21 protein-coding genes are annotated in these 20,441 nt (G+C 48.3%); 7 read left to right on the top strand and 14 right to left on the bottom strand.

The features are described from left to right. Positions 1 to 19 precede the first annotated feature (19 nt). The 7 genes from infB (at position 20) to ACN0UY_RS04425 (ending at position 8,751) form a co-directional block, all read left to right on the top strand. Complete coding sequence (gene infB, locus ACN0UY_RS04455) at positions 20 to 2,704, top strand: translation initiation factor IF-2 (RefSeq protein WP_417665537.1); 2,685 nt, start codon at positions 20 to 22, stop codon at positions 2,702 to 2,704. Positions 2,705 to 2,710: 6 nt separating this feature from the next. Further along, positions 2,711 to 3,112 carry a 30S ribosome-binding factor RbfA gene (gene rbfA, locus ACN0UY_RS04450; RefSeq protein ID WP_417665536.1) on the top strand — a complete coding sequence of 134 codons (402 nt, stop codon included), beginning with the start codon at positions 2,711 to 2,713 and terminating at the stop codon, positions 3,110 to 3,112. Continuing rightward, positions 3,113 to 4,066 (top strand): tRNA pseudouridine(55) synthase TruB, encoded by a 954-nt coding sequence (gene truB / locus ACN0UY_RS04445; RefSeq protein ID WP_417665535.1) that lies wholly within the window; start codon positions 3,113 to 3,115, stop codon positions 4,064 to 4,066. A gap of 115 nt (positions 4,067 to 4,181) precedes the next feature. Then, positions 4,182 to 4,451: a 30S ribosomal protein S15 gene (gene rpsO / locus ACN0UY_RS04440; protein WP_128351084.1), complete on the top strand. Its 270-nt coding sequence runs from the start codon at positions 4,182 to 4,184 to the stop codon at positions 4,449 to 4,451. Between the two features lie 177 nt (positions 4,452 to 4,628). Next, positions 4,629 to 6,782 carry a polyribonucleotide nucleotidyltransferase gene (pnp, locus tag ACN0UY_RS04435; protein ID WP_417665534.1) on the top strand — a complete coding sequence of 718 codons (2,154 nt, stop codon included), beginning with the start codon at positions 4,629 to 4,631 and terminating at the stop codon, positions 6,780 to 6,782. A gap of 210 nt (positions 6,783 to 6,992) precedes the next feature. After that, positions 6,993 to 7,886: a lipoprotein NlpI gene (gene nlpI / locus ACN0UY_RS04430; protein ID WP_417665533.1), complete on the top strand. Its 894-nt coding sequence runs from the start codon at positions 6,993 to 6,995 to the stop codon at positions 7,884 to 7,886. Next, the gene (locus tag ACN0UY_RS04425; RefSeq protein ID WP_417665532.1) at positions 7,828 to 8,751 is read left to right on the top strand and encodes a hypothetical protein; all 924 of its coding nucleotides are present in this window, start codon (positions 7,828 to 7,830) and stop codon (positions 8,749 to 8,751) included. Before nlpI ends, ACN0UY_RS04425 begins: the two co-directional genes overlap by 59 nt. Here ACN0UY_RS04425 and ACN0UY_RS04420 read toward each other — a convergent pair. From ACN0UY_RS04420 to holA, 14 genes are all read right to left on the bottom strand, one after another. Then, positions 8,732 to 9,133 (bottom strand): MAPEG family protein, encoded by a 402-nt coding sequence (locus ACN0UY_RS04420; RefSeq protein ID WP_417665531.1) that lies wholly within the window; start codon positions 9,131 to 9,133, stop codon positions 8,732 to 8,734. The genes ACN0UY_RS04425 and ACN0UY_RS04420 overlap by 20 nt on opposite strands. Next, positions 9,130 to 10,095 (bottom strand): lipoyl synthase, encoded by a 966-nt coding sequence (lipA, locus tag ACN0UY_RS04415; RefSeq protein WP_128351079.1) that lies wholly within the window; start codon positions 10,093 to 10,095, stop codon positions 9,130 to 9,132. The genes ACN0UY_RS04420 and lipA overlap by 4 nt, the downstream gene beginning before the upstream one ends. After that, positions 10,079 to 10,744: a lipoyl(octanoyl) transferase LipB gene (lipB, locus tag ACN0UY_RS04410; protein WP_128351078.1), complete on the bottom strand. Its 666-nt coding sequence runs from the start codon at positions 10,742 to 10,744 to the stop codon at positions 10,079 to 10,081. The genes lipA and lipB overlap by 17 nt, the downstream gene beginning before the upstream one ends. Further along, positions 10,734 to 11,000, bottom strand: a complete 267-nt coding sequence (gene ybeD, locus ACN0UY_RS04405; RefSeq protein WP_128351077.1) for a DUF493 family protein YbeD — start codon at positions 10,998 to 11,000, stop codon at positions 10,734 to 10,736. Before ybeD ends, lipB begins: the two co-directional genes overlap by 11 nt. Before the next feature lie 4 nt (positions 11,001 to 11,004). Next, entirely contained in the window at positions 11,005 to 11,853 is an 849-nt protein-coding gene (locus tag ACN0UY_RS04400; protein ID WP_417665530.1) for an aminotransferase class IV, read from the bottom strand. Positions 11,854 to 11,865: 12 nt separating this feature from the next. Further along, positions 11,866 to 13,041 carry a serine hydrolase gene (locus ACN0UY_RS04395; protein ID WP_417665529.1) on the bottom strand — a complete coding sequence of 392 codons (1,176 nt, stop codon included), beginning with the start codon at positions 13,039 to 13,041 and terminating at the stop codon, positions 11,866 to 11,868. 72 nt (positions 13,042 to 13,113) lie between these two features. Further along, a complete protein-coding gene (locus ACN0UY_RS04390) occupies positions 13,114 to 13,911 on the bottom strand; it encodes a septal ring lytic transglycosylase RlpA family protein (RefSeq protein ID WP_417665528.1) in 798 nt (265 codons plus the stop codon). Positions 13,912 to 13,917: 6 nt separating this feature from the next. Then, on the bottom strand, positions 13,918 to 14,919 hold the full coding sequence (gene mltB / locus ACN0UY_RS04385) for a lytic murein transglycosylase B (RefSeq protein WP_417665527.1): 1,002 nt from the start codon (positions 14,917 to 14,919) through the stop codon (positions 13,918 to 13,920). Positions 14,920 to 14,939: 20 nt separating this feature from the next. Beyond that, a complete protein-coding gene (rodA, locus tag ACN0UY_RS04380; protein WP_417665526.1) occupies positions 14,940 to 16,052 on the bottom strand; it encodes a rod shape-determining protein RodA in 1,113 nt (370 codons plus the stop codon). Next, positions 16,036 to 17,910 carry a penicillin-binding protein 2 gene (gene mrdA / locus ACN0UY_RS04375; protein WP_417665525.1) on the bottom strand — a complete coding sequence of 625 codons (1,875 nt, stop codon included), beginning with the start codon at positions 17,908 to 17,910 and terminating at the stop codon, positions 16,036 to 16,038. The genes rodA and mrdA overlap by 17 nt, the downstream gene beginning before the upstream one ends. Position 17,911: 1 nt before the next feature. Next, positions 17,912 to 18,382, bottom strand: coding sequence for a 23S rRNA (pseudouridine(1915)-N(3))-methyltransferase RlmH (rlmH, locus tag ACN0UY_RS04370; protein ID WP_417665524.1), 471 nt, complete (start codon positions 18,380 to 18,382; stop codon positions 17,912 to 17,914). Continuing rightward, positions 18,382 to 18,705, bottom strand: a complete 324-nt coding sequence (rsfS, locus tag ACN0UY_RS04365) for a ribosome silencing factor (protein ID WP_128351069.1) — start codon at positions 18,703 to 18,705, stop codon at positions 18,382 to 18,384. The genes rlmH and rsfS overlap by 1 nt, the downstream gene beginning before the upstream one ends. 84 nt (positions 18,706 to 18,789) lie before the next feature. Further along, positions 18,790 to 19,419 (bottom strand): nicotinate-nucleotide adenylyltransferase, encoded by a 630-nt coding sequence (gene nadD, locus ACN0UY_RS04360; RefSeq protein ID WP_417665523.1) that lies wholly within the window; start codon positions 19,417 to 19,419, stop codon positions 18,790 to 18,792. After that, positions 19,416 to 20,435: a DNA polymerase III subunit delta gene (gene holA, locus ACN0UY_RS04355; protein ID WP_417665522.1), complete on the bottom strand. Its 1,020-nt coding sequence runs from the start codon at positions 20,433 to 20,435 to the stop codon at positions 19,416 to 19,418. The genes nadD and holA overlap by 4 nt, the downstream gene beginning before the upstream one ends. Between the last annotated feature and the right edge of the window lie 6 nt (positions 20,436 to 20,441).

Here is a 20,441-nt window from a genome sequence, read left to right as displayed (position 1 = left end):
AACGGGGGTACTACAGACTATGGAAGAAGTAACGCTGGATAAACTAGCTAACGATGTCGGTACGACAGTTGATCGTTTGGTGCAACAGTTTGCGGAAGCAGGCATGAAAAAGCAGCCAGGCGACGGTGTGACGGAAGACGAAAAACAGGCCCTGTTAGCCCATTTAAATAAAGCGCATGGTGGCAGCGGCCCAAGTGAGCCGGCCAAAATGACGTTAAAGCGCAAAGAAAAGAGCACCTTGAGTATTGGTGGCGGCCCCGGCCGTAACAAATCCGTACAGGTTGAAGTACGCAAGAAACGCACTTATGTGAAGCGCTCAGCGCTGGAAGATCAGCAACGTGAAGAACAAGAAAAAGCTGATCAGAAAGCAGAACAAGAACGTTTAGCTGCAGAAGCCAAGCGCAAAGAAGAAGAAGCGAAAGCAGCGGCAGAAGCCAAAGCAAAAGCAGACGCTAAAGCGGCGGAAGAAAAAGCGAAGCAAGAAGCAGCCCGCAAAGAAAAAGAAAAAGCGAAGGCCAAAGCTGAAGCTGAAAAACGCGCAGCAATGACACCTGAAGAACGTCAAAAAGCTGACGAAATTAAAGCTGAAGCCGATCGTTTGCGTAAAGCGCAAGAAGAAGAAGCACGTAAAAAAGCTGAAGCTGAAGCGTTAAAACAAGCGGAAGAAGCACGCCGTTTGGCAGAAGAAAACGAAGCGCGCTGGCAAGAAGAAGAAGCCAAGCGTAAAAAAGCTGAGCAAGAAGAAGTTCACTTCACCACATCACAAACCGCGCAAGCGGCTGAAGATGAGCAAGACGAAGGTGAAGAACGTCGTGCCCGTCGCAACAAGAGTAAGCGTCGTGGTAAAGATGACGAGCGTGATGAATCACCACGTCGTGAAAAACGTCGGAAAGGCTCAAAACGTTCGACCCTGCAGCACGGCTTTAATAAGCCAGCCGCACCGGTAGAGCGTGAAGTGAAGCTTGGTGAAACCATCACCGTTGGTGAACTTGCAAACCGCATGGCTGTTAAAACTGGCGAAGTGATCAAAACCATGATGAAAATGGGTGAGATGGTCACGATTAACCAGGTTTTAGACCAAGAAACGGCGTCATTAGTCGTTGAAGAAATGGGTCATAAAGTATTGTTGGTGAGCGAGAACGCGCTTGAGCAAGAAATTTTGGCAGACCGTAATGAGTCTGAAAACCAGCAGCAGGTGTCGCGTGCACCGGTGGTAACCGTTATGGGTCACGTTGACCACGGTAAAACCTCGCTGTTGGATTATATTCGTAAAGCGAAAGTGGCAAGCGGCGAAGCGGGTGGTATCACCCAGCATATTGGCGCTTACCACGTGGAAACCGATCATGGCATGATCACTTTCCTTGATACACCAGGTCACGCTGCATTTACGTCAATGCGAGCACGTGGTGCCGGTGCAACGGATATCGTTATCTTGGTGGTAGCAGCCGACGACGGCGTTATGCCGCAAACCTTGGAAGCGATTCAGCACGCGAAAGCTGCTGGCGTACCATTGGTGGTTGCAATCAACAAAATGGACAAAGAAGAAGCTGACCCTGATCGTGTTAAAAACGAACTCGCGCAGCGCGACGTTATCCCTGAAGAATGGGGCGGTGACGTGATGTTTGTGCCGGTATCAGCTCATTCTGGCGAAGGTATCGAGCAATTACTTGAGTCAATCCTATTGCAAGCAGAAGTACTTGATCTGAAAGCCAATGCCAGTGGCATGGCCAAAGGTATCGTGATTGAGTCGCGCTTGGATAAAGGCCGTGGCCCAGTGGCTTCGGTATTGGTCCAAGAAGGTACATTGCGTCAAGGCGATATCGTACTCTGTGGTCTGGAATATGGCCGTATTCGTGCGATGCGTGATGAAACTGGTCAAGAGATCAAAGAAGCTGGCCCATCAATTCCAGTAGAAATACTTGGTTTGTCGGGTGTGCCGCAAGCGGGCGATGAAGCAACTGCTGTTAAAGACGAGCGTAAAGCCCGTGAAGTTGCAAATTACCGTCAAGGCAAGTATCGCGAAATCAAATTGGCGAAACAGCAGAAAGCGAAGCTGGAAAACATGTTTGCGAACATGCAAGAAGGCGACGTGCAAGAGCTTAACATTGTACTCAAATCTGACGTACAAGGTTCGCTCGAGGCTATTTCTGACTCATTGATGAAGCTGTCTACCGATGAAGTGAAAGTGAACATTATTGGTAGTGGTGTGGGCGGTATTACTGAAACTGACGCATCATTGGCAAGTGCCTCAAATGCTATCGTGGTTGGTTTCAACGTACGTGCCGATGCATCAGCGAAACGCTTGATTGAGCAAGATGCTGTTGATTTACGCTACTACAGCGTGATTTATGACCTCATTGACGAAGTTAAAGCGGCAATGGGTGGCATGTTAGCACCAGAATTCAAGCAACAGATTATTGGTTTGGCCGAAGTACGTGATGTATTTAAATCACCGAAAATTGGCGCCATTGCTGGTTGTATGGTTACTGAAGGTGTCGTGAAACGCTCAGCGCCAATTCGTGTACTGCGTGACAACGTGGTTATCTTTGAAGGTGAGTTGGATTCATTGCGCCGCTTTAAAGACGACGTTCAAGAAGTTCGCAACGGTATGGAATGTGGTATCGGTGTGAAGAACTACAACGACGTGAAAGTGGGTGACCAAATCGAAGTATTTGAAACAGTTCAAGTAGAACGGAGCTTATAAACCGAAATGGGCAAAGATTTTAGCCGTACTGACCGCGTGGGTCAGCAGTACCAGCGCGAAATAGCGATGATATTGCAGCGTGAAATTAAAGATCCACGCGTGTCGATGGTCACTGTATCGGACATTGAAGTGTCGCGTGATTTGGCGTATGCCAAAGTATTCGTGACCTTTTTCAATGACGATGAAGCCTATGTAACCACCGCATTGAAAGTATTAAATGATGCGTCGGGTTTCATTCGGTCATTACTCGGTAAACGTGTACGTGCTCGGGTCATGCCTGAGTTACGTTTCGTGCATGATCCGTCATTGAACGAAGGCATTCGAATGTCACGGTTGGTTGATGAAGCGATTCGTCGCGATACCCACCGTGATGATGCCAGCGACAAGGATTCGAACGGAGACGATTAAATGGGACGTCGTAAGTTGGGCCGCAATGTAAGTGGCGTGATTTTGTTAAACAAGCCCCGTGATATCACATCAAACGCCGCACTCCAGCAAGTGCGGCGTTTTTTTAATGCCAATAAGGCAGGGCACACGGGAGCGCTTGATCCGCTCGCAACGGGCTTATTGCCATTGTGTTTTGGTGAGGCCACTAAAGTTTCACACTTTGCTCTTGAAGCGGACAAAACCTACCGTGTGGTTGCACAGCTTGGTGCGCGAACCACTACCAGCGACGCCGAAGGCGAAGTGGTTGAGCGTTGTCAGCCGGAAGCGCTTGAACGGCTGACACGCGACTTGATTGATGAAGCAATTATTCAGTTCACCGGCAGCCAAGAACAATCGCCATCCATGTACTCCGCGTTAAAGTATGAAGGTCGGCCGCTGTATTGGTATGCTCGGCAGGGTATCGAAGTGCCACGCAAAACACGCACCATTGCTATTCGTGCGATTACCTTTATCGATTGGTCATCAGACCGTGATCAGCTGACGCTGGAAGTTACCTGCTCCAAAGGCACATATATTCGTACGTTAATCGACGACATGGGCCAATGGTTGGGCTGTGGTGCCTATGTGCAGGAATTGCATCGCACGTGGATTGAAGGGGTCGAGGGCCCGGTTCTCAGTATGGATGAGATAGCCGCAATCGCCGCAACCACGAACCCTGAAGAAGGTGACTATGCTGCGGTGGATGCATTGCTGCAACCGAATGACTGCGTGATTCGGCAAGTGCCGGCGGTAGAAATTGATGCGATCAATTCAATACGCTTTATTAGCGGCAATCCAGCCAAGCTGCCCGAGCAGCCGCTGAATCCAGAGCAGCCTATGCGCGTATTTCGTGCTACAGATGGAGCGTTTTTGGGGATTGGCGTTTGGCGCGATGGTGCTTTGGCACCGAAGCGGGTGGTCAATTTAGCAGACTGATATTAGCTGCTGTTAGCATTGCGTTTTAGCACGTTCATGCGTATAATCCACAGCGATTTCGTCGGTGCTGAATTAGTGATTGGCACTGACATCTTTTAACAATCAGGAGTAATATATGTCACTAACTGCGGCACAAAAAGCGGAAATCGTTAAAGAATTTGGTCAAGGCGAAAACGACACTGGTTCTCCAGAAGTTCAAGTAGCGTTGTTAACTGCGAACCTTAACGAGCTGCAAAGCCACTTTAAAGAACACGCCAAAGATCACCACTCACGTCGTGGTCTGTTGCGCATGGTAAGCCAACGTCGTAAATTGTTGGACTATCTGAAGCGTAAAGACAATCAGCGTTATGCAAGCCTGATTGAGCGACTCGGTTTACGTCGCTAAGCACTGTTCGAGCAAAGGGGCCCAACTGCGGCCCCTTTTTTGTTTAATGAAAAACTAAAGCGATATTGGATATTAGATATTGGATATTAGAAAATCGAGCCGGCATTTCGCTAGTATCTAATATCTAGTAGCTAATAGCGCTTTAGAATTTAAGAGAAAGACAAAGGAAAATAACACGTGAATCCGATTACAAAGAAATTTCAGTATGGTCAACATACAGTAACATTAGAAACCGGCGCGATGGCGCGTCAAGCAACAGGTGCAGTTCTTGCGAGCATGGACGACACCACAGTATTAGTTACTGTCGTTGCTAAGAAAGAAGCCAAAGAAGGCCAAGACTTTTTTCCATTAACAGTTAACTATCAAGAGCGTACTTACGCTGCAGGTAAAATTCCAGGTGGTTTCTTCAAGCGTGAAGGCCGTCCGTCTGAAAATGAAACCTTAACTTGCCGCCTTATCGACCGTCCAATTCGTCCACTGTTTCCTGAAGGCTTCAAAAATGAAGTACAGGTTATAGCCACGGTTATCTCGGTAAACCCACAAATTAACCCTGATATTGTTGCCTTAATTGGTACCTCAGCAGCGCTTGCTATTTCTGGCGTGCCGTTCTCTGGGCCAATTGGTGCAGCGCGCGTTGGTGTTATCAACGACGAATACGTACTTAACCCAACTGCTGATGAGTTAGCGACTTCGAAGTTGGATTTGGTAGTTGCTGGTACTGCAGGCGCAGTATTAATGGTTGAATCAGAAGCCCAAATGCTGTCTGAAGATGCAATGTTAGGCGCAGTTGTTTATGGTCACGAGCAAATGCAAAACGTGATCACTGCAATCAGCGAATTTGCAGCAGAAGCAGGTAAAGAGAAGTGGGATTGGCAAGCTCCGGCAACCAACGACGCGTTGCTTGGTAAGATTAAAGATTTAGCAGAAGCTGGTATCGGCGATGCATACCGCATTACTGAAAAAGCAGAGCGTTACGAGAAAATCTCAGCATTGAAAGCCGAAGTGACTGAAAAGTTGCTTGCTGAAGATGAAACGCTGAACACCAAAGAAATTGGCGACTTGTTCCATTCGTTGGAAAGTAAAGTTGTACGTGGCCGTATTATCGCTGGCGAGAAGCGTATCGACGGTCGTGAACCGGATATGGTTCGTGCGTTACACATTGCAACTGGCGTATTGCCACGTACCCACGGCTCTGCTGTGTTTACGCGCGGTGAAACGCAAGCTTTAGTAACGGCTACCTTGGGTACTGAACGTGATGCACAGATGATTGATGACCTGTCAGGTATGATCAGCAATCGCTTCATGTTGCATTATAACTTCCCTCCATACTGTGTGGGCGAGACCGGCATGGTTGGTTCGCCGAAGCGTCGTGAAATCGGTCATGGCCGTTTAGCGAAGCGCGGTGTGCAAGCGGTTATGCCGTCGCAGGAAGAATTCCCGTACACCATTCGTGTGGTTTCAGAAATCACTGAGTCAAACGGCTCAAGCTCAATGGCTTCAGTATGTGGTACGTCACTGGCGTTAATGGATGCTGGTGTACCGATTAAATCATCGGTTGCAGGTATTGCTATGGGTCTAGTGAAAGAAGGCGATAACTTCGTTGTTCTTTCTGACATTCTTGGTGACGAAGATCACTTAGGTGACATGGACTTTAAAGTAGCAGGTAGCACTGAAGGTGTAACTGCACTGCAAATGGATATCAAAATCGACGGTATCACCCGTGAAATCATGGAAAAAGCATTGGCTCAAGCTAAAGCCGCACGCTTGCATATTTTGCACGTAATGGACGAGGCCATTTCTGGCGCTCGCACTGAGCTTTCAAGCTACGCACCGCGTTACACCACAATCAAAATTAACCCGGATAAAATCCGTGACGTGATTGGTAAAGGCGGAGCAGTAATTCGTGAATTAACTGAAAGCACAAACACCAACATTGAAATCAATGATGACGGTACTGTGCGCATTGCTGCCACCGATCAAGAATCAGCTGACGCAGCAATTGCTCGCATCGAAGAGCTGACCGCTGAAGTGGAAGTAGGCCGTATTTATCAAGGTAAAGTTGCGCGTATCGTTGATTTCGGCGCATTTGTGACAATTCTGCCAGGAAAAGATGGTTTGGTTCACATTTCACAAATTGCTGAAGAGCGCGTGAATGACGTTAACGAATACTTGAAAGTTGGTGACGTGGTACCTGTTAAGGTACTCGAAATTGACCGTCAAGGCCGTGTTCGTTTGAGCATGAAAGATGCGTCTGACAAGCCAGCTGCTGCACCTGCTGCAGAAGCAACGGATGCAACTGAAGATAACTCAAGCGATAACGCTGAGAGTTAATCAAAAACTAAGCTGATATTAGATATTAGATATTAGATATTAGATATTAGATATTAGATATTAGATATTAGATATTAGATATCGGATAAGGGCCGCGCTTTGGCGACAAAGCGCGGCCTTTTTATTTATATTTCTTAACATTCCGCTTTCGTCTTTTTTGCCAATCTAAGTTATTATGCCTACATCATGTTATAGACAAGGTCGTGCTTCATGAAAATCCGTTTGGGGGCTTTGGTATTGGTCGCCCTTTTGCTCAGCGCTTGCGCGCAAACAGGGCAATCACAAAACGCTGCGTTAACTAATTTGTTTGTGGTCACGCCACAAGCACCCGATATGCGTTACCAGCTAGAAATCGCTAAACTCAATGAAATTGTCGCACGCGACATGGATCTGCCAGAAGAGAGCCAAGCAGAGCTCCTGTATCGACGTGGTTCGCTTTATGACGCCTTGGGCCTGGTCACACTTGCCCGTATCGATTTTAATCACGCCTTAGAGTACAACCCGCGTTTAGCCGATGCATATAATTACTTGGGTATTCATTACACGCAACTGGAAGAGTTTAATTACGCTTACGAAATGTTCGATGGGGTATTGGAGCTTGAGCCTGATCACCCATACGCAACACTCAATCGTGGTGTAAATGCTTATTATGACAATCGTATTCGTCTGGCGATTGACGACTTTACGACCTTTTACGAAGCGCAACCGGATGATCCTTATCGTGTTATCTGGCTATTTTTAGCAGAAGTTGAAGAAAATCCTGAGGCTGCGCGTCTTGCTTTGGCACAACGTCGTGTTCAATATGGCAATACTGATTGGGGCTGGAGCTTAGTTGATTTAATGCTCGGCGCCATTGACGAACAAACCTTTTTAAAAGGGTTTGCGGTGCGCGACTTGAAGCCCGATGAAACTTTGGCGGAGCGGATGTGCGAAACTTACTTCTATTTGGGTAAACTCAAACAAATGGAAGGCGATTTTCAGGCCGCTTCGGTGTACTTCCGACTCGCCATGAGTACCAATGTATTTATGTTCCTTGAGTACCGCTATGCGAATTTGGAACTTGAACGCAGTAAACAAGCGATTGAAGCTGCGTCAGCGAAGTAGTACTTGCAGTAGCATCACCAATGCCCGTAAACCTTGGGCGTTACTGGTATTATGCTGGGTGAGCTTGGTGCCGGCTCATGCCAGCGCCACCACCATTCCAGCTGTTATTGGGCAAACCGCGCTAGGCGCAAAGCCGCCCCAAATAGCGGGTCAGCAGTGTGGCGTGTTTTCAGCCGTAACCTTATGGTTGCCAGAGCAGCAACAAAGCCAGCCGTTAGCGATGTTATCAAGTTGGCGGCAACACCCGTTATCTGCCTTTATCAATTGTTTTTCGGTAGCAACCTACAATCCTGAACATTTGAACTGCAAAACTGTCGGGACGCGGCGTCGAGCTCAGTGTGTGTTGCCGGAACAGCATCATGCGGCGAATCGAAGTGTTTTGTTTGTTGCCGATAAGCTCGGTATCGCCAGCAGTCAGAATCATTCAATTGTGTTACCCACCAATGCAACGCTAAGCCTGTTTGCGCATGAGATTGCGCATTGGCTTGGCTTCGTGGATGAATACGCCATGAGTGCAGAACTTGCTGAAAATTATTGTGCGGGACGCTACGCGCATCCAAGCCTAAATGTTGTGACCACTGCAAGCACAACACTTGATCGCGATGCCTTAATTGATTTGTGGGTGCAACTACCGTGGCGTTTTGCAGTACCTGATTGGCGAGCACTAGGGCAGCCTTTAGATGCTAATGAACAGCGTTGGCGGTTAGGCTCGAAGGACGAAGATGTTGGGTTGTATTCGATTGCGACGTGTCAGCAAACTGACAGGTATGCATGGCGCCCAGTAAATACCATGACGCCAATGCAATATTACGATATTGGCCAGTGGCCTGAGTTGTACCTTGAGCTTATTGCCCGGCCACGGTAATTGCTGTTTGTGCAATCATTAATACTGGGCACAATAGCGCAAATAACCACACCAAACTGCGTAGTTTATCCCAATTGGTTAAATAGAATACGTGGTAAGCAATGCGTAAGCCTATAAAGCTCACCGCTAAGGTGGTGTTTAACGCAGTAAGTTGCTCAGTAACAATAACCAACAATACCGCCGCAGCAAACAGAGGGAATGCCTCATAGGCGTTGTAGTGGCCTGCAACTGCGCGAGCGCCAGCACCGGTTAAACGTTGCTGTTGCGCGCGCGGGTGACGGTTGTCGTATCCTTTGTCACGGTTTTGAAAGTAAACCACCGGTGCTTTAGCAGCAATAGGTAATAACCCTGCAATAAGCAAACACCAAATTAGCGTACTCATTTGACTTCCTTCCCAGCGGCTTGCATATCAGCATGGTAAGACGATCGAACCAGTGGGCCAGAAGCTATATGGGTAAAGCCCATTTTTTCACCTTCTTCACGAAACATCTCAAATTCCGCTGGGGTTACGTAGCGCGTTACGGGCAAGTGGTGGCGACTTGGTTGCAGATATTGGCCAATTGTCAGCATCTCAACGTCATGTGCGCGCAGGTCACGCATGACATCAAGAATCTCTTCATTGGTTTCACCCAAGCCGACCATTAAGCCGGACTTACTGCGTACATCTGGGCGTGCCTTTTTATAACGCTGTAGTAAATCTAATGACCACTGATAATTGGCACCTGGGCGTGCTGCTTTATACATACGCGGCACGGTTTCGAGGTTGTGATTGAACACATCCGGCGCTTCATCAGATAAAATATCAAGTGCAACGTCCATGCGGCCGCGAAAGTCAGGAACCAAAACTTCAACTTGAATACCTGGGCTATGTGCACGAATTTCGCGAATGCAATCCGCAAAGTGTTGCGCCCCGCCATCTCGTAAGTCATCACGGTCAACTGAGGTAACCACAACATACTTTACCTTCATGTCACGTACTGTTGCGCCCAGCTTCACAGCTTCTTCAGGGTCAACCGGTAGCGGTCGGCCATGCGCAACATCACAGAATGGGCAGCGGCGTGTACAAATAGCGCCTAAGATCATGAATGTTGCTGTGCCGTGATTAAAACACTCGGCTAAGTTCGGGCACGAGGCTTCTTCACACACTGAATGCAAACCGTGCTTACGCATGGCTTGTTTAATTTCGTCAATGCGTTGGGTTGATGCAGGCAACTTTACTTTCAGCCACTCTGGCTTACGCAACATCTGATCGCGTTCAGTTGGGACAATCTTGACTGGAATCAACGCCATTTTATCGGCGTCACGTAATTTTACTCCAGGTTCAACTCTAACTGGCTTTGACATAATTTCTCGCGAATCCTGTTTCTTCAGTCGTGTGTTCATAACCCAGTAATTTAGCAAATATCTGGGTGACGTGTTGCGCCGCTTCACTCACGCTTTGCGGCCCATTCAAATCTATACTTTGCACCATTTCCATACCGGCGTAACCGCAGGGGTTAATGCGCAGGAACGGTGTTAAGTCCATGTCTACGTTTAACGCTAATCCGTGAAATGAGCAGCCTTTACGTATACGCAAACCTAACGAACATAGTTTAGCGCCGTTCACATAAACTCCCGGTGCGTCTGGACGTGCTGCAGCTTCAACACCGTACTCGGCCATCATTGCCACTATTGCGTCTTCGATAGCGTTTACCAATTGGCGTACGCCCATTTTACGACGACGAATGTCTAACAAGAAGTAAACCACCAATTGGCCCGGGCCATGATAGGTTACTTGCCCACCGCGGTCGACTTTCACAATCGGAATATCGCCGGGTGCTAAAATATGTTCTTCTTTGCCCGCCTGGCCTTGCGTAAAAACCGGGTCGTGTTCAAGTACCCAAAGTTCGTCGGTGGTGTGCTCGTCACGCTCATCGGTGAACGTTTGCATGGCAGTCCATACCGGTTCGTAGGGTTGCCGACCAAGATGGCGAATAATCAGTTTAGAGGACATAACGAACTTCTTCGATATCGGCAAGTGCGCGATACAAAGTCTCAATATGTTGCTGACTGGTTACCTGAACCTGAATGGATATCGAATGGTAGTTGCCTTTACTACTTGGCTTCACCGACGGTGAATAATCACCCGGTGCATGCTTTTGAGCAACGGCAACGACAGTATCCGGAAGTTCTGGCGTGGCGAGCCCCATTACTTTAAAGGTAAAATGGCATGGAAACTCAACCAATTCGTCAAAGCTAGTTTTTTGCATGCTTTTACTCCTGAATTAGGTGTCGTTTGCTGGCGTGAAACGCTTCAGCTAAACGCGCGGTAACTTCACCGCACTGACCATTGCCAACAATTATATCATCAATTTGACCAACCGGCTGCACTTCGCGGCTTGAGCTGGTAAGGAACAATTCATCGAAGTGGTGCAGTTGGTTGACATAAATCGGTTCTTCAACCGTTTCAATCTGCAGTTGTTGCGCAAGGTGCAATACCCATGTGCGGGTGATGCCCGATAAAATCAAGTGATCAGCGGGTGGGGTGAGTAATTTACCTTGCTGTACGGCGAAGTAATTGCACGACGCGCCCTCAGTAATACGCCCATCACGATGCAGGAGTGGTTCGATTGCACCTTGCGCTGCGGCTTTGCGCTTTAACATGATATTACCCAGCAAACTGATGCTTTTGATGTCACAGCGCTGCCAACGAATGTCTTCAAGCACAGCTACTTTCACCGGTTGGGGTACCTGCCAGTGCACCTGTAATGGCGACACACAGGCAAATATTGTGGGCTTCAATTCGCTACTAGGTAAATGTGATCGCTGTGCCTCTGCGCCCATCGTTACCTGAATATAAACCAAGCAATCATGAGCTGCATTGCGTTGTATCAATTCATCTACCAGCGTGTTCCAAAAGTGCTCGGTGGGTGCTTGAATGCCAATTTCTGTAAGTGACCGATGCAGTCGTTGTAGGTGCAGTTCGAGTAGGAAAGGGTGGCCTTGATAAACCGGAACAACTTCATAAATGCCGTCTGAAAACAAAAAGCCTCGGTCGAAGACCGAGACTTTTGCTTGTTCACTAGCGAGCCATTCGCCATTCAGATAAACCGTTGTGGTCATACAAGTGGTGACCTACGATTCGTCGCTGAATTGTTGTTTTGCCCAATCCATAAAGCGCTTAAACATACCGCCTTGTTCAACACTGGAGAGCGTGACCAGTGGATAACTGGCAATGTCCTCGCCTTCAAGCTGCAAATAAACAGTACCTACTTGGGTACCTTTTGCAATAGGGGCTTCAAGGGTTTGATTGAGTTCAAAGTTGGCTTTCAGATTATTGCGCTGGCCTTTCGGTAGCGTAATGACAACAGCGTCAGTCACACCCAACTGTACGGTATCCTGTTCACCACCCCAAATGCGATGATCAACAAAACTTTCGCCAGCTTGGTAGGCGGTAACTGTTTCGTAATACCGGAAGCCGTAGTTAAGCAGCTTCTTGCTTTCAACTTTACGGGCTTGCTCGCTTGAGGTACCCATAACTACGGCGATAAGACGGGTGTCGCCTTCGGTTGCAGATGAAACAAGGCTGTAGCCAGCTTCATTAGTGTGGCCAGTTTTGATTCCGTCCACGTTCATGCTGCGATCCCACAACAATGAGTTGCGGTTGTATTGTTTAATATTGTTGTAGGTGAATGATTTTTCCGCGTACAACGAATATTCTTCTGGCACGTCACGAATTAACGCGCGAGCCAAAGTAGCCATATCACGTGGTGAGCTGTATTGATTCGGATCAGGGAGGCCATGACTGTTGGCAAAGCTGGAGTTTGACATACCCAGTTCAGCGGAATAGGTATTCATTAAATCCGCGAATGCATCCTCGCTGCCAGCAATGTGCTCTGCCATCGCTACGCAGGCATCGTTGCCTGATGAAATAACAATACCGCGATTCAAGTCGGCGACAGAGACCTCTTTACCAACTTCGATAAACATTTTTGATGATTCTGGGAAGTTTTTTGCCCAAGCATTTTTGCTAATGGTTACTAAGTCATCGTTGTTGATTCGGCCAGCCTGCAGCTCGCGACCAATAATGTAGCTGGTCATCATTTTGGTTAAACTTGCAGGAGCTAATGATTCGTCTTCATTACCCGCAGTAATGACGTGACCGGTGGTGTAATCAATCAGAATGTAACCTTTGGCATTGATTGATGGTGCCGGGGGAACAATTGCAGCTTGTGCGACAGCTGTAAAAGCGGCCGCAGTGAAGACAACTGTGCGAACAAAATGACGGAGTACACGACGCATAGTATTCATTCTCTGGTTTGTTTAGCTCTAGATGAAAAAAAGGGTGCTGAATATAGCACAATCAATGGTAAAACGCAGCGATTAGGGCACCGCAACCCGAAATGCATCGGGGTAGCCTGCATTTCGCAACTGTTCCAGCAATTCATTTGTTTGTGGTTCAGCGAACGGCCCCAAAACTACACGATATAGACCATTGTTTGGCTGAGTAGTTGCAGGAACTTGGTATAAATCTTGTAATTGTTGCGCCTCGGCCTTTAAGCGCTTGGCATCGCTACCGGCATGAACTTGAATATAAAACTGTTCAATGTCGTCCAGCTTCAGTGGTGGCGTAACCGCTAACATCTCATTATTGGAGCTCGGTTGCAGGGCGTCAACACGTACCCGGGCGGTACCAGAATTCAGCATGTCGAGCTTGTAGGCCGCAACGTATGAAAGGTCGATAATACGGTTGCCGTGAAAGGGCCCGCGGTCGTTTACACGAACCACTACCGATTTGTTGTTATCAAGGTTGGTGACCCGTACGTAGGTTGGTAGGGGCAGTGTTTTGTGTGCAGCACTCATAGCATACATGTCATAAATTTCGCCATTGGAGGTCAGATGGCCATGAAATTTTTCACCATACCAAGATGCTGTGCCTTCTTGACTAAATGCGGACACGTCATCAAGTATGTGCCAGGTATTACCGAATAGTGAGTAGGTGCGGTTGCCTTGGCGACTGGGCGCTTCGAAGGTGGGTTCTGGCTCAATTAATTCATTCGCAGTAGGTAAGCGGGTTGGAATTGAGTCATGTTTCTGGCTATAACGTGAATTCGAGGCCGTTGAGCATGCACCAAGCACGCTCATCAGCAAAATAATGAAAACGAAACGAAGTCTAACCATAAGTAATTAGCGCGCTTGTTGTAATTGTTGACTGAATTGATAAACCGCCATCGCATATAACGGACTGTGGTTATATCGCGTGATCACATAAAAATTATGCAAGCCCAGCCAGTATTCATTATTTTCCACCTGCTCAAATTCGAATACTTTGCCAAGCATATCATCGCTCAACGCATGGCCTTCGGGTAATTCTAGACCGTCTTGCAAAAGATTAGCAAGCGTCGCTTCAGGCTTTAGGCCTTTGTTGACCAACTGGGCATGGGTGTCTGTGGTTGCCAGCTTGAGTGCTACAGGCGCGTTTTGTTTCCAGCCGTGCCGCGCAAAATAGTTGGCTACACTGCCAATTGCATCAACGGGGTTGCCTAATAAATCACGAACTTCATCACCATCGAAATCGACAGCATAGTGCCGGTACGACGACGAAATGAACTGGCCATAACCCATGGCTCCGGCGTAAGAGCCCATTAACTCGGTTGCAGGGAGTGATTCTTCACGCGTAAGCAACATAAATTGTTCAAGTTCAGAGCGAAAGAACTTTGACCTTGGCGGGTAATGAAAGCCGAGTGTATAGAGCGCATCGAGTACACTGTATTTACCACGGTATTCGCCGTAAAAAGTTTCGACGCCAATGATGGCAACAATGATTTCTGCAGGAACACCGTAGGTTTGCTCAGCGCGTGCTAGCGTATCTGCATGTTCTTGCCAAAATTTGAGTCCAGCACTAAGGCGTTTTTCCGTCAAGAAAATAGGATAGTACTGGTGCCATGGTTTGGCTTCCCAAGGGCGGGCAATGGCTTCAAGAATGGTCTCGTTACGCTCTGCCTGGGCGAGCAGTTGTTCAACCTCAGCGCGTTTAAAGTCGTGCTTGGTGACCATTTGATCAATAAATTGTTCGGTTTCTTTGGCCGTTTCATCCTGGGCCACAGCCGCTTGCGTGAATAGCCCGAATCCGCATAGTGCGATGATTGTCTTGGCGATGCTTAGTCGTGAAGGTACGAAGCCACTCATTGCATTACTCCTGTGATGTTTTAATCATGCATAACCAAGCGTTGGTTAGTCGCTATAGCCATCAGTAAACCAAACCCGGCTAGCAATGTCACCATTGACGTGCCGCCATAGCTGATTAACGGTAAGGGTACACCAACCACCGGCAATAAGCCGGAAACCATGCCGATATTTACAAGAACATAAACAAAAAATGTCAATGTTAAGCTGCCAGCCAATAATTTCTGATACACACGTTGCGCACGCATGGAAATAATCATGCCGCGGAAAATTATAAATCCATAAACCAAAAAGAGCCCGATAACACCAACTAAACCGAATTCTTCGCTAAACACAGAGAAAATGAAATCCGTATGGCGCTCAGGCAAAAATTCGAGTTGAGATTGTGTACCTTGCATCCAGCCTTTGCCCTCAATACCACCTGAGCCAATGGCAATTTTTGACTGGATAATTTGATAGCCAGCTCCGAGTGGATCCCGCTCAGGATCTAAAAAGGTTAGTACGCGCTGACGCTGATAGCCATGCATTAAAAAAGTCCAAAGAATCGGAATGAACGCACCAATAGCGACTGCAAAAAATGTAATTAACCGCCAACTAATACCCGCTAAGAACAATACAAAAATACCTGAACAAGCTATAAGCAGTGAAGTGCCTAGATCAGGCTGTTTGGCAATCATTAAGGTGGGCACCATCAACAGAACGAAAGCTGCTGCCATACGGCGCTTGGTTGGGGGAATCCCGTGCTCGGCAATAAACCATGCGATGGCCATCGGAACGGCCAGTTTCATGATTTCGGAAGGTTGAATGGTCGCGACACCCAGATTTAACCAGCGCTGTGCACCTTTGCTGGACTCACCAAACAACAGCACACCCAGTAACAGCACCACACCAATGGCGAATAACGGCAATGAGAAGCGCTCAATGGCGCCCAAAGGTATTTGTGCGATGACCAACATGCCGACGAAGGCAATACCGATACGCACAATTTGACGTTGTGTCATTGCCCATTCTTGGCCGCTGGCAGAATAAACTGTTGCTGCGCTAATAACCGCCAACAATAACAGGCCAACAAACAGGGGACCGTCAATATGAAAGCGGGTTAACCACTTACTTTTTTGATCAGCGCTTTGCATCATCCCGCTCCAGTTGGAAATAGAAGTCCAGTAGTTTTCTGGCCATTGGTGCGGCAACGCTGCCGCCACCGCCAATGGTATTTTCCGCTGCAATCACCACCACCACCTCCGGTTCTTCAGCCGGGGCGTAACCTACGTACATGGCGTTATCACGATAACGTTCATCAATTTCTTCGGCGTTATATTCTTCTTCTTGGCCGATGCTGCGCACTTGCGCGGTACCGGTTTTGCCACCACTGGTATAGGTTGCATCGGCGAAGGCTCGGTGCGCAGTTCCTTTAATAGAACTGACTGTAAGATTTAGCGCATTTAACACGACGTCCCAGTTTTCAGGCTGTTTCAGGGTGACCGGTTCACGTTTTTCGACCACCGCCGGTAAGACAACTTCACCTTCTTGCAAGGCGTGCAACAGCCTAGGCACGGGGCGTTCGCCTCTATTTGCAACCACTGCGGTACCCACGGCCAACTGAATTGGCGTGGTGGTCCAATAGCTTTGACCAATACCTATAGAAACGGTTTCACCGGCATACCAAGGTTGATTAAAACGCGCGCGCTTCCAACCGCGTGACGGCATCACAGCCGTCGATTCTTCTGCGATGTCGATGCCGGTACGCTCACCAAAACCATAACGAATCATATCATCATGAATCGCATCGATACCGAGCTTCAAAGCAAGATCGTAATAAAAAGTATCACAGCTCTCGACAATGGCTGATGTGACATCGGTCCAACCGTGTCCCCAAGCTAGCCAGTCACGGTAACGGTGGTCGACACCTTCAATTTGAAACCAACCTGGGTCCCATATACGAGTTTTTGGGGTGATTGTGCCTTGTTCTAACCCCAATATTGCAAGCTGCGGTTTAATTGTTGATGCTGGCGGATAACCGCCTTGAGTAGAGCGGTTCAGCAAGGGCGAATGTTGTGAGTTGAGTAAGCTTTGATATTGCGCATAGGAGATACCTTGAGCAAACCAATTGGGATCGTAACTGGGTTTACTTACCATCGCACGAATCGCACCATCACGCGGATCCATCAGGATAATCGAACCACGGTCGTCAGCCAGTAAATCATAGGCAAATTGCTGCAGTTCAACATCTAACTCTAAGTAGAGATCTTGGCCCGGCACAGGCGGTTCAATCGATAGTGTGCGAATGGCACGGCCATGAATGTCGACTTCTACCTGCTGGTAACCGATAGTTCCGTGCAACAATTCTTCGTAATAGCGCTCGACACCTAATTTACCGATGACACGGGTGGCTGCATAGTTGGCCTGTCGGTTTTGTTCGTTTAGGTTAATTAAGTCATTGCGATTGATTTTTGCCACATAACCTAAGGCGTGGGTAATCGCATCGCCGTAGGGGTAATGGCGTACTAATCGTGCTTCAATACTGACCCCAGGGAACTCATGCTGGCGGACGGCGAAACGTGCTGCTTGTTCTTCACTGAGGCGGTCGAGTAAAATCACCTGATTAAAGCGACGTTCGCGGCGGCGGTTATCATGAAACGCCTGTAACGTTTGTGCATCGATGTTAAGTAAGGTTTGCAAGTCAGCCAGTGTTTGTTCGAGGTTGCTAACTTTTTCTGGGGTTACCTCAAGACTCAAAACAGGCCTGTTTTCAGCCAAAATACGGCCATGACGATCATAAATAATGCCACGGTTAGGTGCCAGCGGAACCACTTTAATACGATTGTCATTGGAACGCGTTTGAAAGCTCTGGTGATCAACAACTTGCAGGCGATACATATTGGTCAGCAACACACCAAAAGCAATGACGACCAGAATCAAGCTTACGAAAACACGACGCCCAAAGAGCGCGGATTCAGCGTGATGGTCTCGGATGGTTATGCGGCGATGCTTCATATTATTCGCGATGATATGGGTGGTTAGCGGTGACGCTCCAAGCACGGTATAAACTTTCAGCAATGACCACCCGTACCATCGGGTGAGGCAAAGTGAGTGCTGATAATGACCAACGCTCGTCGGCAGCTGCGACACATTCCGGCGCAAGCCCTTCAGGGCCGCCCACCAGTAAACTGATATCACGCCCGTCCATCAGCCAGTGTTCAAGTCGCGCTGCCAGTTGCGGGGTAGTCCAACTTTTACCGGTTACTTCAAGCGTAACAATTCTGTCGCCTTTCCCAACAGCGGCGAGCATGGCTTCACCTTCTTGCCGTAGGATACGCGCAATATCTGCATTTTTGCCGCGCTTGCCCGCTGCGATTTCAACCAGTTCAAGTTGGCAATCGGCGGGGAAACGTTTGGCATAGGTTTGATAACCGGTGCTGATCCAATCGGGCATTTTCTGCCCAACCGCTATCAGCTGGATCCGCATTACTTGCGTCCCCAAAGCTTTTCGAGCTCGTAAAAGTCTCGAATTGACTCTTGCATGATGTGAACGACCACGTCAGCCAAATCAACCAAAACCCACTCTGAGTGTTCGTGACCTTCAACGCCAATTGGCGGCACACCATGATGCTTCGCTTCAGCTGCAACATAGTTCGCTAAGCTGCGAACATGCGTTTTTGAGCTACCTGAACAGATGATCATGTATTCAGCTACATCAGTTTGTTCACGCACGTCCATCACTTTGATATCACGGCCTTTAAGATCTTCTAACTTTTCTACAACGAAATCGCGTAATTGTTCTGCTTGCAAGAGTTCAACGCTCCAATTTATACGGCAAAAATCTAATTTAATGAAAACCGCGGTAGTTTACCACGAAGGCGATGTAAAAAGCAGCTAGCGATATAGCGCTTCTGTTTGGATATAGTCGGCCACGCTAGGCGGTACCCATTGTTGCCACGGTTGATTGGCTTGTATGGCCTGACGAATGGCGGTTGCCGAGATGTTCACCGCCGGTGTTTCGGCAAGGTAAACATGGCCATGCGTATGTTGATGCAGGGCGCTCACGGTATCAACCTGAACCTGTGCGAGCCATTGCTGCAATGCAGGTGAAAACGTATTCTGCGCATGCGGACGGCGCATCACGACAAAATGCGCATGGTCGAGTAATTGCTGCCAATTGAACCAACTTTGCAGTCCGGCAAAGGCATCTTCGCCAAGTAGAAAAACTAAGGTGTCGTTTGGCCAGCGTTGATGCAGTTGTTGCAACGTAAGTTGGGTGTAAGATTTACGCTGCTGTTGCAGCTCCCAGCCTTCAGCGCTGCAATTAACTAATTCACCGGCGGCCAGTTCGGCCATTGCCAAGCGTTGTTCCGCCGTGGCGCCAGGATAACTGCGGTGCGGCGGTTGTGCGCTGGGCATTAAATGCAAGTGCTGCGCTTCAATGTGAGCAGATACAGCAAGTGCCGGGCGTAAATGACCCCAGTGAATCGGATCAAAGGTGCCACCAAGTATTGCCCGCATCATTGGGGCAGCTCACCAACCGCCTCTGGGCGGCAATAAAGGGTAACAAGGTGAGTTGCCAAGGTACTGTAATGCTCACCGGAATCACGTTTAAAGGCGTATTCCATTCGCGCCAAAAGCTGGGCAGCTTTGCTTATAGCCACCGGTGACATGCGTTGGCAGAAGTTCCGATAGGCAGCTTCTTGATTTCGCCATACACCATTTTTGCGGCAGGCATCGGCATAATTATCGGCATTCTGTAAGGTGCTTACCAATTGCCATTCCCGTTGTAACATCCAATTGAGAATTGCTTCTTCGACGCTGTCTTCAAATAGTCGAGCGAGGCGATGCAAGGCAGTGTCAAGATCGGCCTGCACAATTGCTTCTTGCAGTGCAAATACATTGAATCGACTTTGGTCTTCGGCAGCACGCTGAATATCGGCCACGCTAAGCGGTTGTGGTAAGTCGGAAAGCGCAAGCTTTTGCAGTTCTTGATCTAATGCTAATAAATTACCTTCAAACCAGTCTGCCAACAGCTGTGTTGCATCAGGTTGAAGTTGTACCTGATGCAGTTGCGCGCGCTGTTGAATAAATCGGGGTAGGGCGCTGCGATCTGGGCTATTTGCAGTGACCACGGGGCCAGCTGCCGTCAATTCTTTGTACCACTTAGCTTTGAGTTGTTCTTGCTTCAGCTTCGGGCCAATGATAATCAGTATCTGGTCTGCTGTGGGAGCCTGCGCGTAGTTGCGTAATGCTTCACCGCCTTCGCGGCCGGGCTTCCCTTCGGGCAGTTCTAACTCGACCAGTTTAAGGGTTGAAAACAGACTCAGACTGGCGCTTTGGTCGTTTAACTGCTGCCAATCAAATTGGTTATCCTGTAACCAGCGTTGGCGCTCATCAATGCCTTGCTCACGCGCAAATCGGCGAATTTGTTGCAGCGCGTCATCAATCAACAATGGGGTATCGCCAAACACACTCATAATGGCCGGCAAACCGTGGTTGGTTAAGTGGGCGCTAAGCTGTGCTGGCGTAAGTTGCATAGGTTA

Source organism: Pseudidiomarina sp., from assembly GCF_048268165.1.
GTDB lineage: Bacteria > Pseudomonadota > Gammaproteobacteria > Enterobacterales > Alteromonadaceae > Pseudidiomarina.
This window is presented reverse-complemented; position numbering and strand designations above follow the sequence as displayed.

Coding starts and splice junctions, on each gene's coding strand:
- lipA (WP_128351079.1), bottom strand. CDS start 10,095: ATGTCAAAGCCAGTTAGAGTTGAACCTGGAGTAAAATTACGTGACGCC.
- mltB (WP_417665527.1), bottom strand. CDS start 14,919: ATGAGTGGCTTCGTACCTTCACGACTAAGCATCGCCAAGACAATCATC.
- rbfA (WP_417665536.1), top strand. CDS start 2,711: ATGGGCAAAGATTTTAGCCGTACTGACCGCGTGGGTCAGCAGTACCAG.
- ACN0UY_RS04400 (WP_417665530.1), bottom strand. CDS start 11,853: ATGACCACAACGGTTTATCTGAATGGCGAATGGCTCGCTAGTGAACAA.
- mrdA (WP_417665525.1), bottom strand. CDS start 17,910: ATGAAGCATCGCCGCATAACCATCCGAGACCATCACGCTGAATCCGCG.
- ACN0UY_RS04395 (WP_417665529.1), bottom strand. CDS start 13,041: ATGAATACTATGCGTCGTGTACTCCGTCATTTTGTTCGCACAGTTGTC.
- nadD (WP_417665523.1), bottom strand. CDS start 19,419: ATGATGCGGGCAATACTTGGTGGCACCTTTGATCCGATTCACTGGGGT.
- holA (WP_417665522.1), bottom strand. CDS start 20,435: ATGCAACTTACGCCAGCACAGCTTAGCGCCCACTTAACCAACCACGGT.
- ybeD (WP_128351077.1), bottom strand. CDS start 11,000: ATGCAAAAAACTAGCTTTGACGAATTGGTTGAGTTTCCATGCCATTTT.
- rlmH (WP_417665524.1), bottom strand. CDS start 18,382: ATGCGGATCCAGCTGATAGCGGTTGGGCAGAAAATGCCCGATTGGATC.
- nlpI (WP_417665533.1), top strand. CDS start 6,993: ATGAAAATCCGTTTGGGGGCTTTGGTATTGGTCGCCCTTTTGCTCAGC.
- truB (WP_417665535.1), top strand. CDS start 3,113: ATGGGACGTCGTAAGTTGGGCCGCAATGTAAGTGGCGTGATTTTGTTA.
- ACN0UY_RS04390 (WP_417665528.1), bottom strand. CDS start 13,911: ATGGTTAGACTTCGTTTCGTTTTCATTATTTTGCTGATGAGCGTGCTT.
- rpsO (WP_128351084.1), top strand. CDS start 4,182: ATGTCACTAACTGCGGCACAAAAAGCGGAAATCGTTAAAGAATTTGGT.
- rodA (WP_417665526.1), bottom strand. CDS start 16,052: ATGATGCAAAGCGCTGATCAAAAAAGTAAGTGGTTAACCCGCTTTCAT.
- ACN0UY_RS04420 (WP_417665531.1), bottom strand. CDS start 9,133: ATGAGTACGCTAATTTGGTGTTTGCTTATTGCAGGGTTATTACCTATT.
- infB (WP_417665537.1), top strand. CDS start 20: ATGGAAGAAGTAACGCTGGATAAACTAGCTAACGATGTCGGTACGACA.
- lipB (WP_128351078.1), bottom strand. CDS start 10,744: ATGTCCTCTAAACTGATTATTCGCCATCTTGGTCGGCAACCCTACGAA.
- ACN0UY_RS04425 (WP_417665532.1), top strand. CDS start 7,828: ATGCGAATTTGGAACTTGAACGCAGTAAACAAGCGATTGAAGCTGCGT.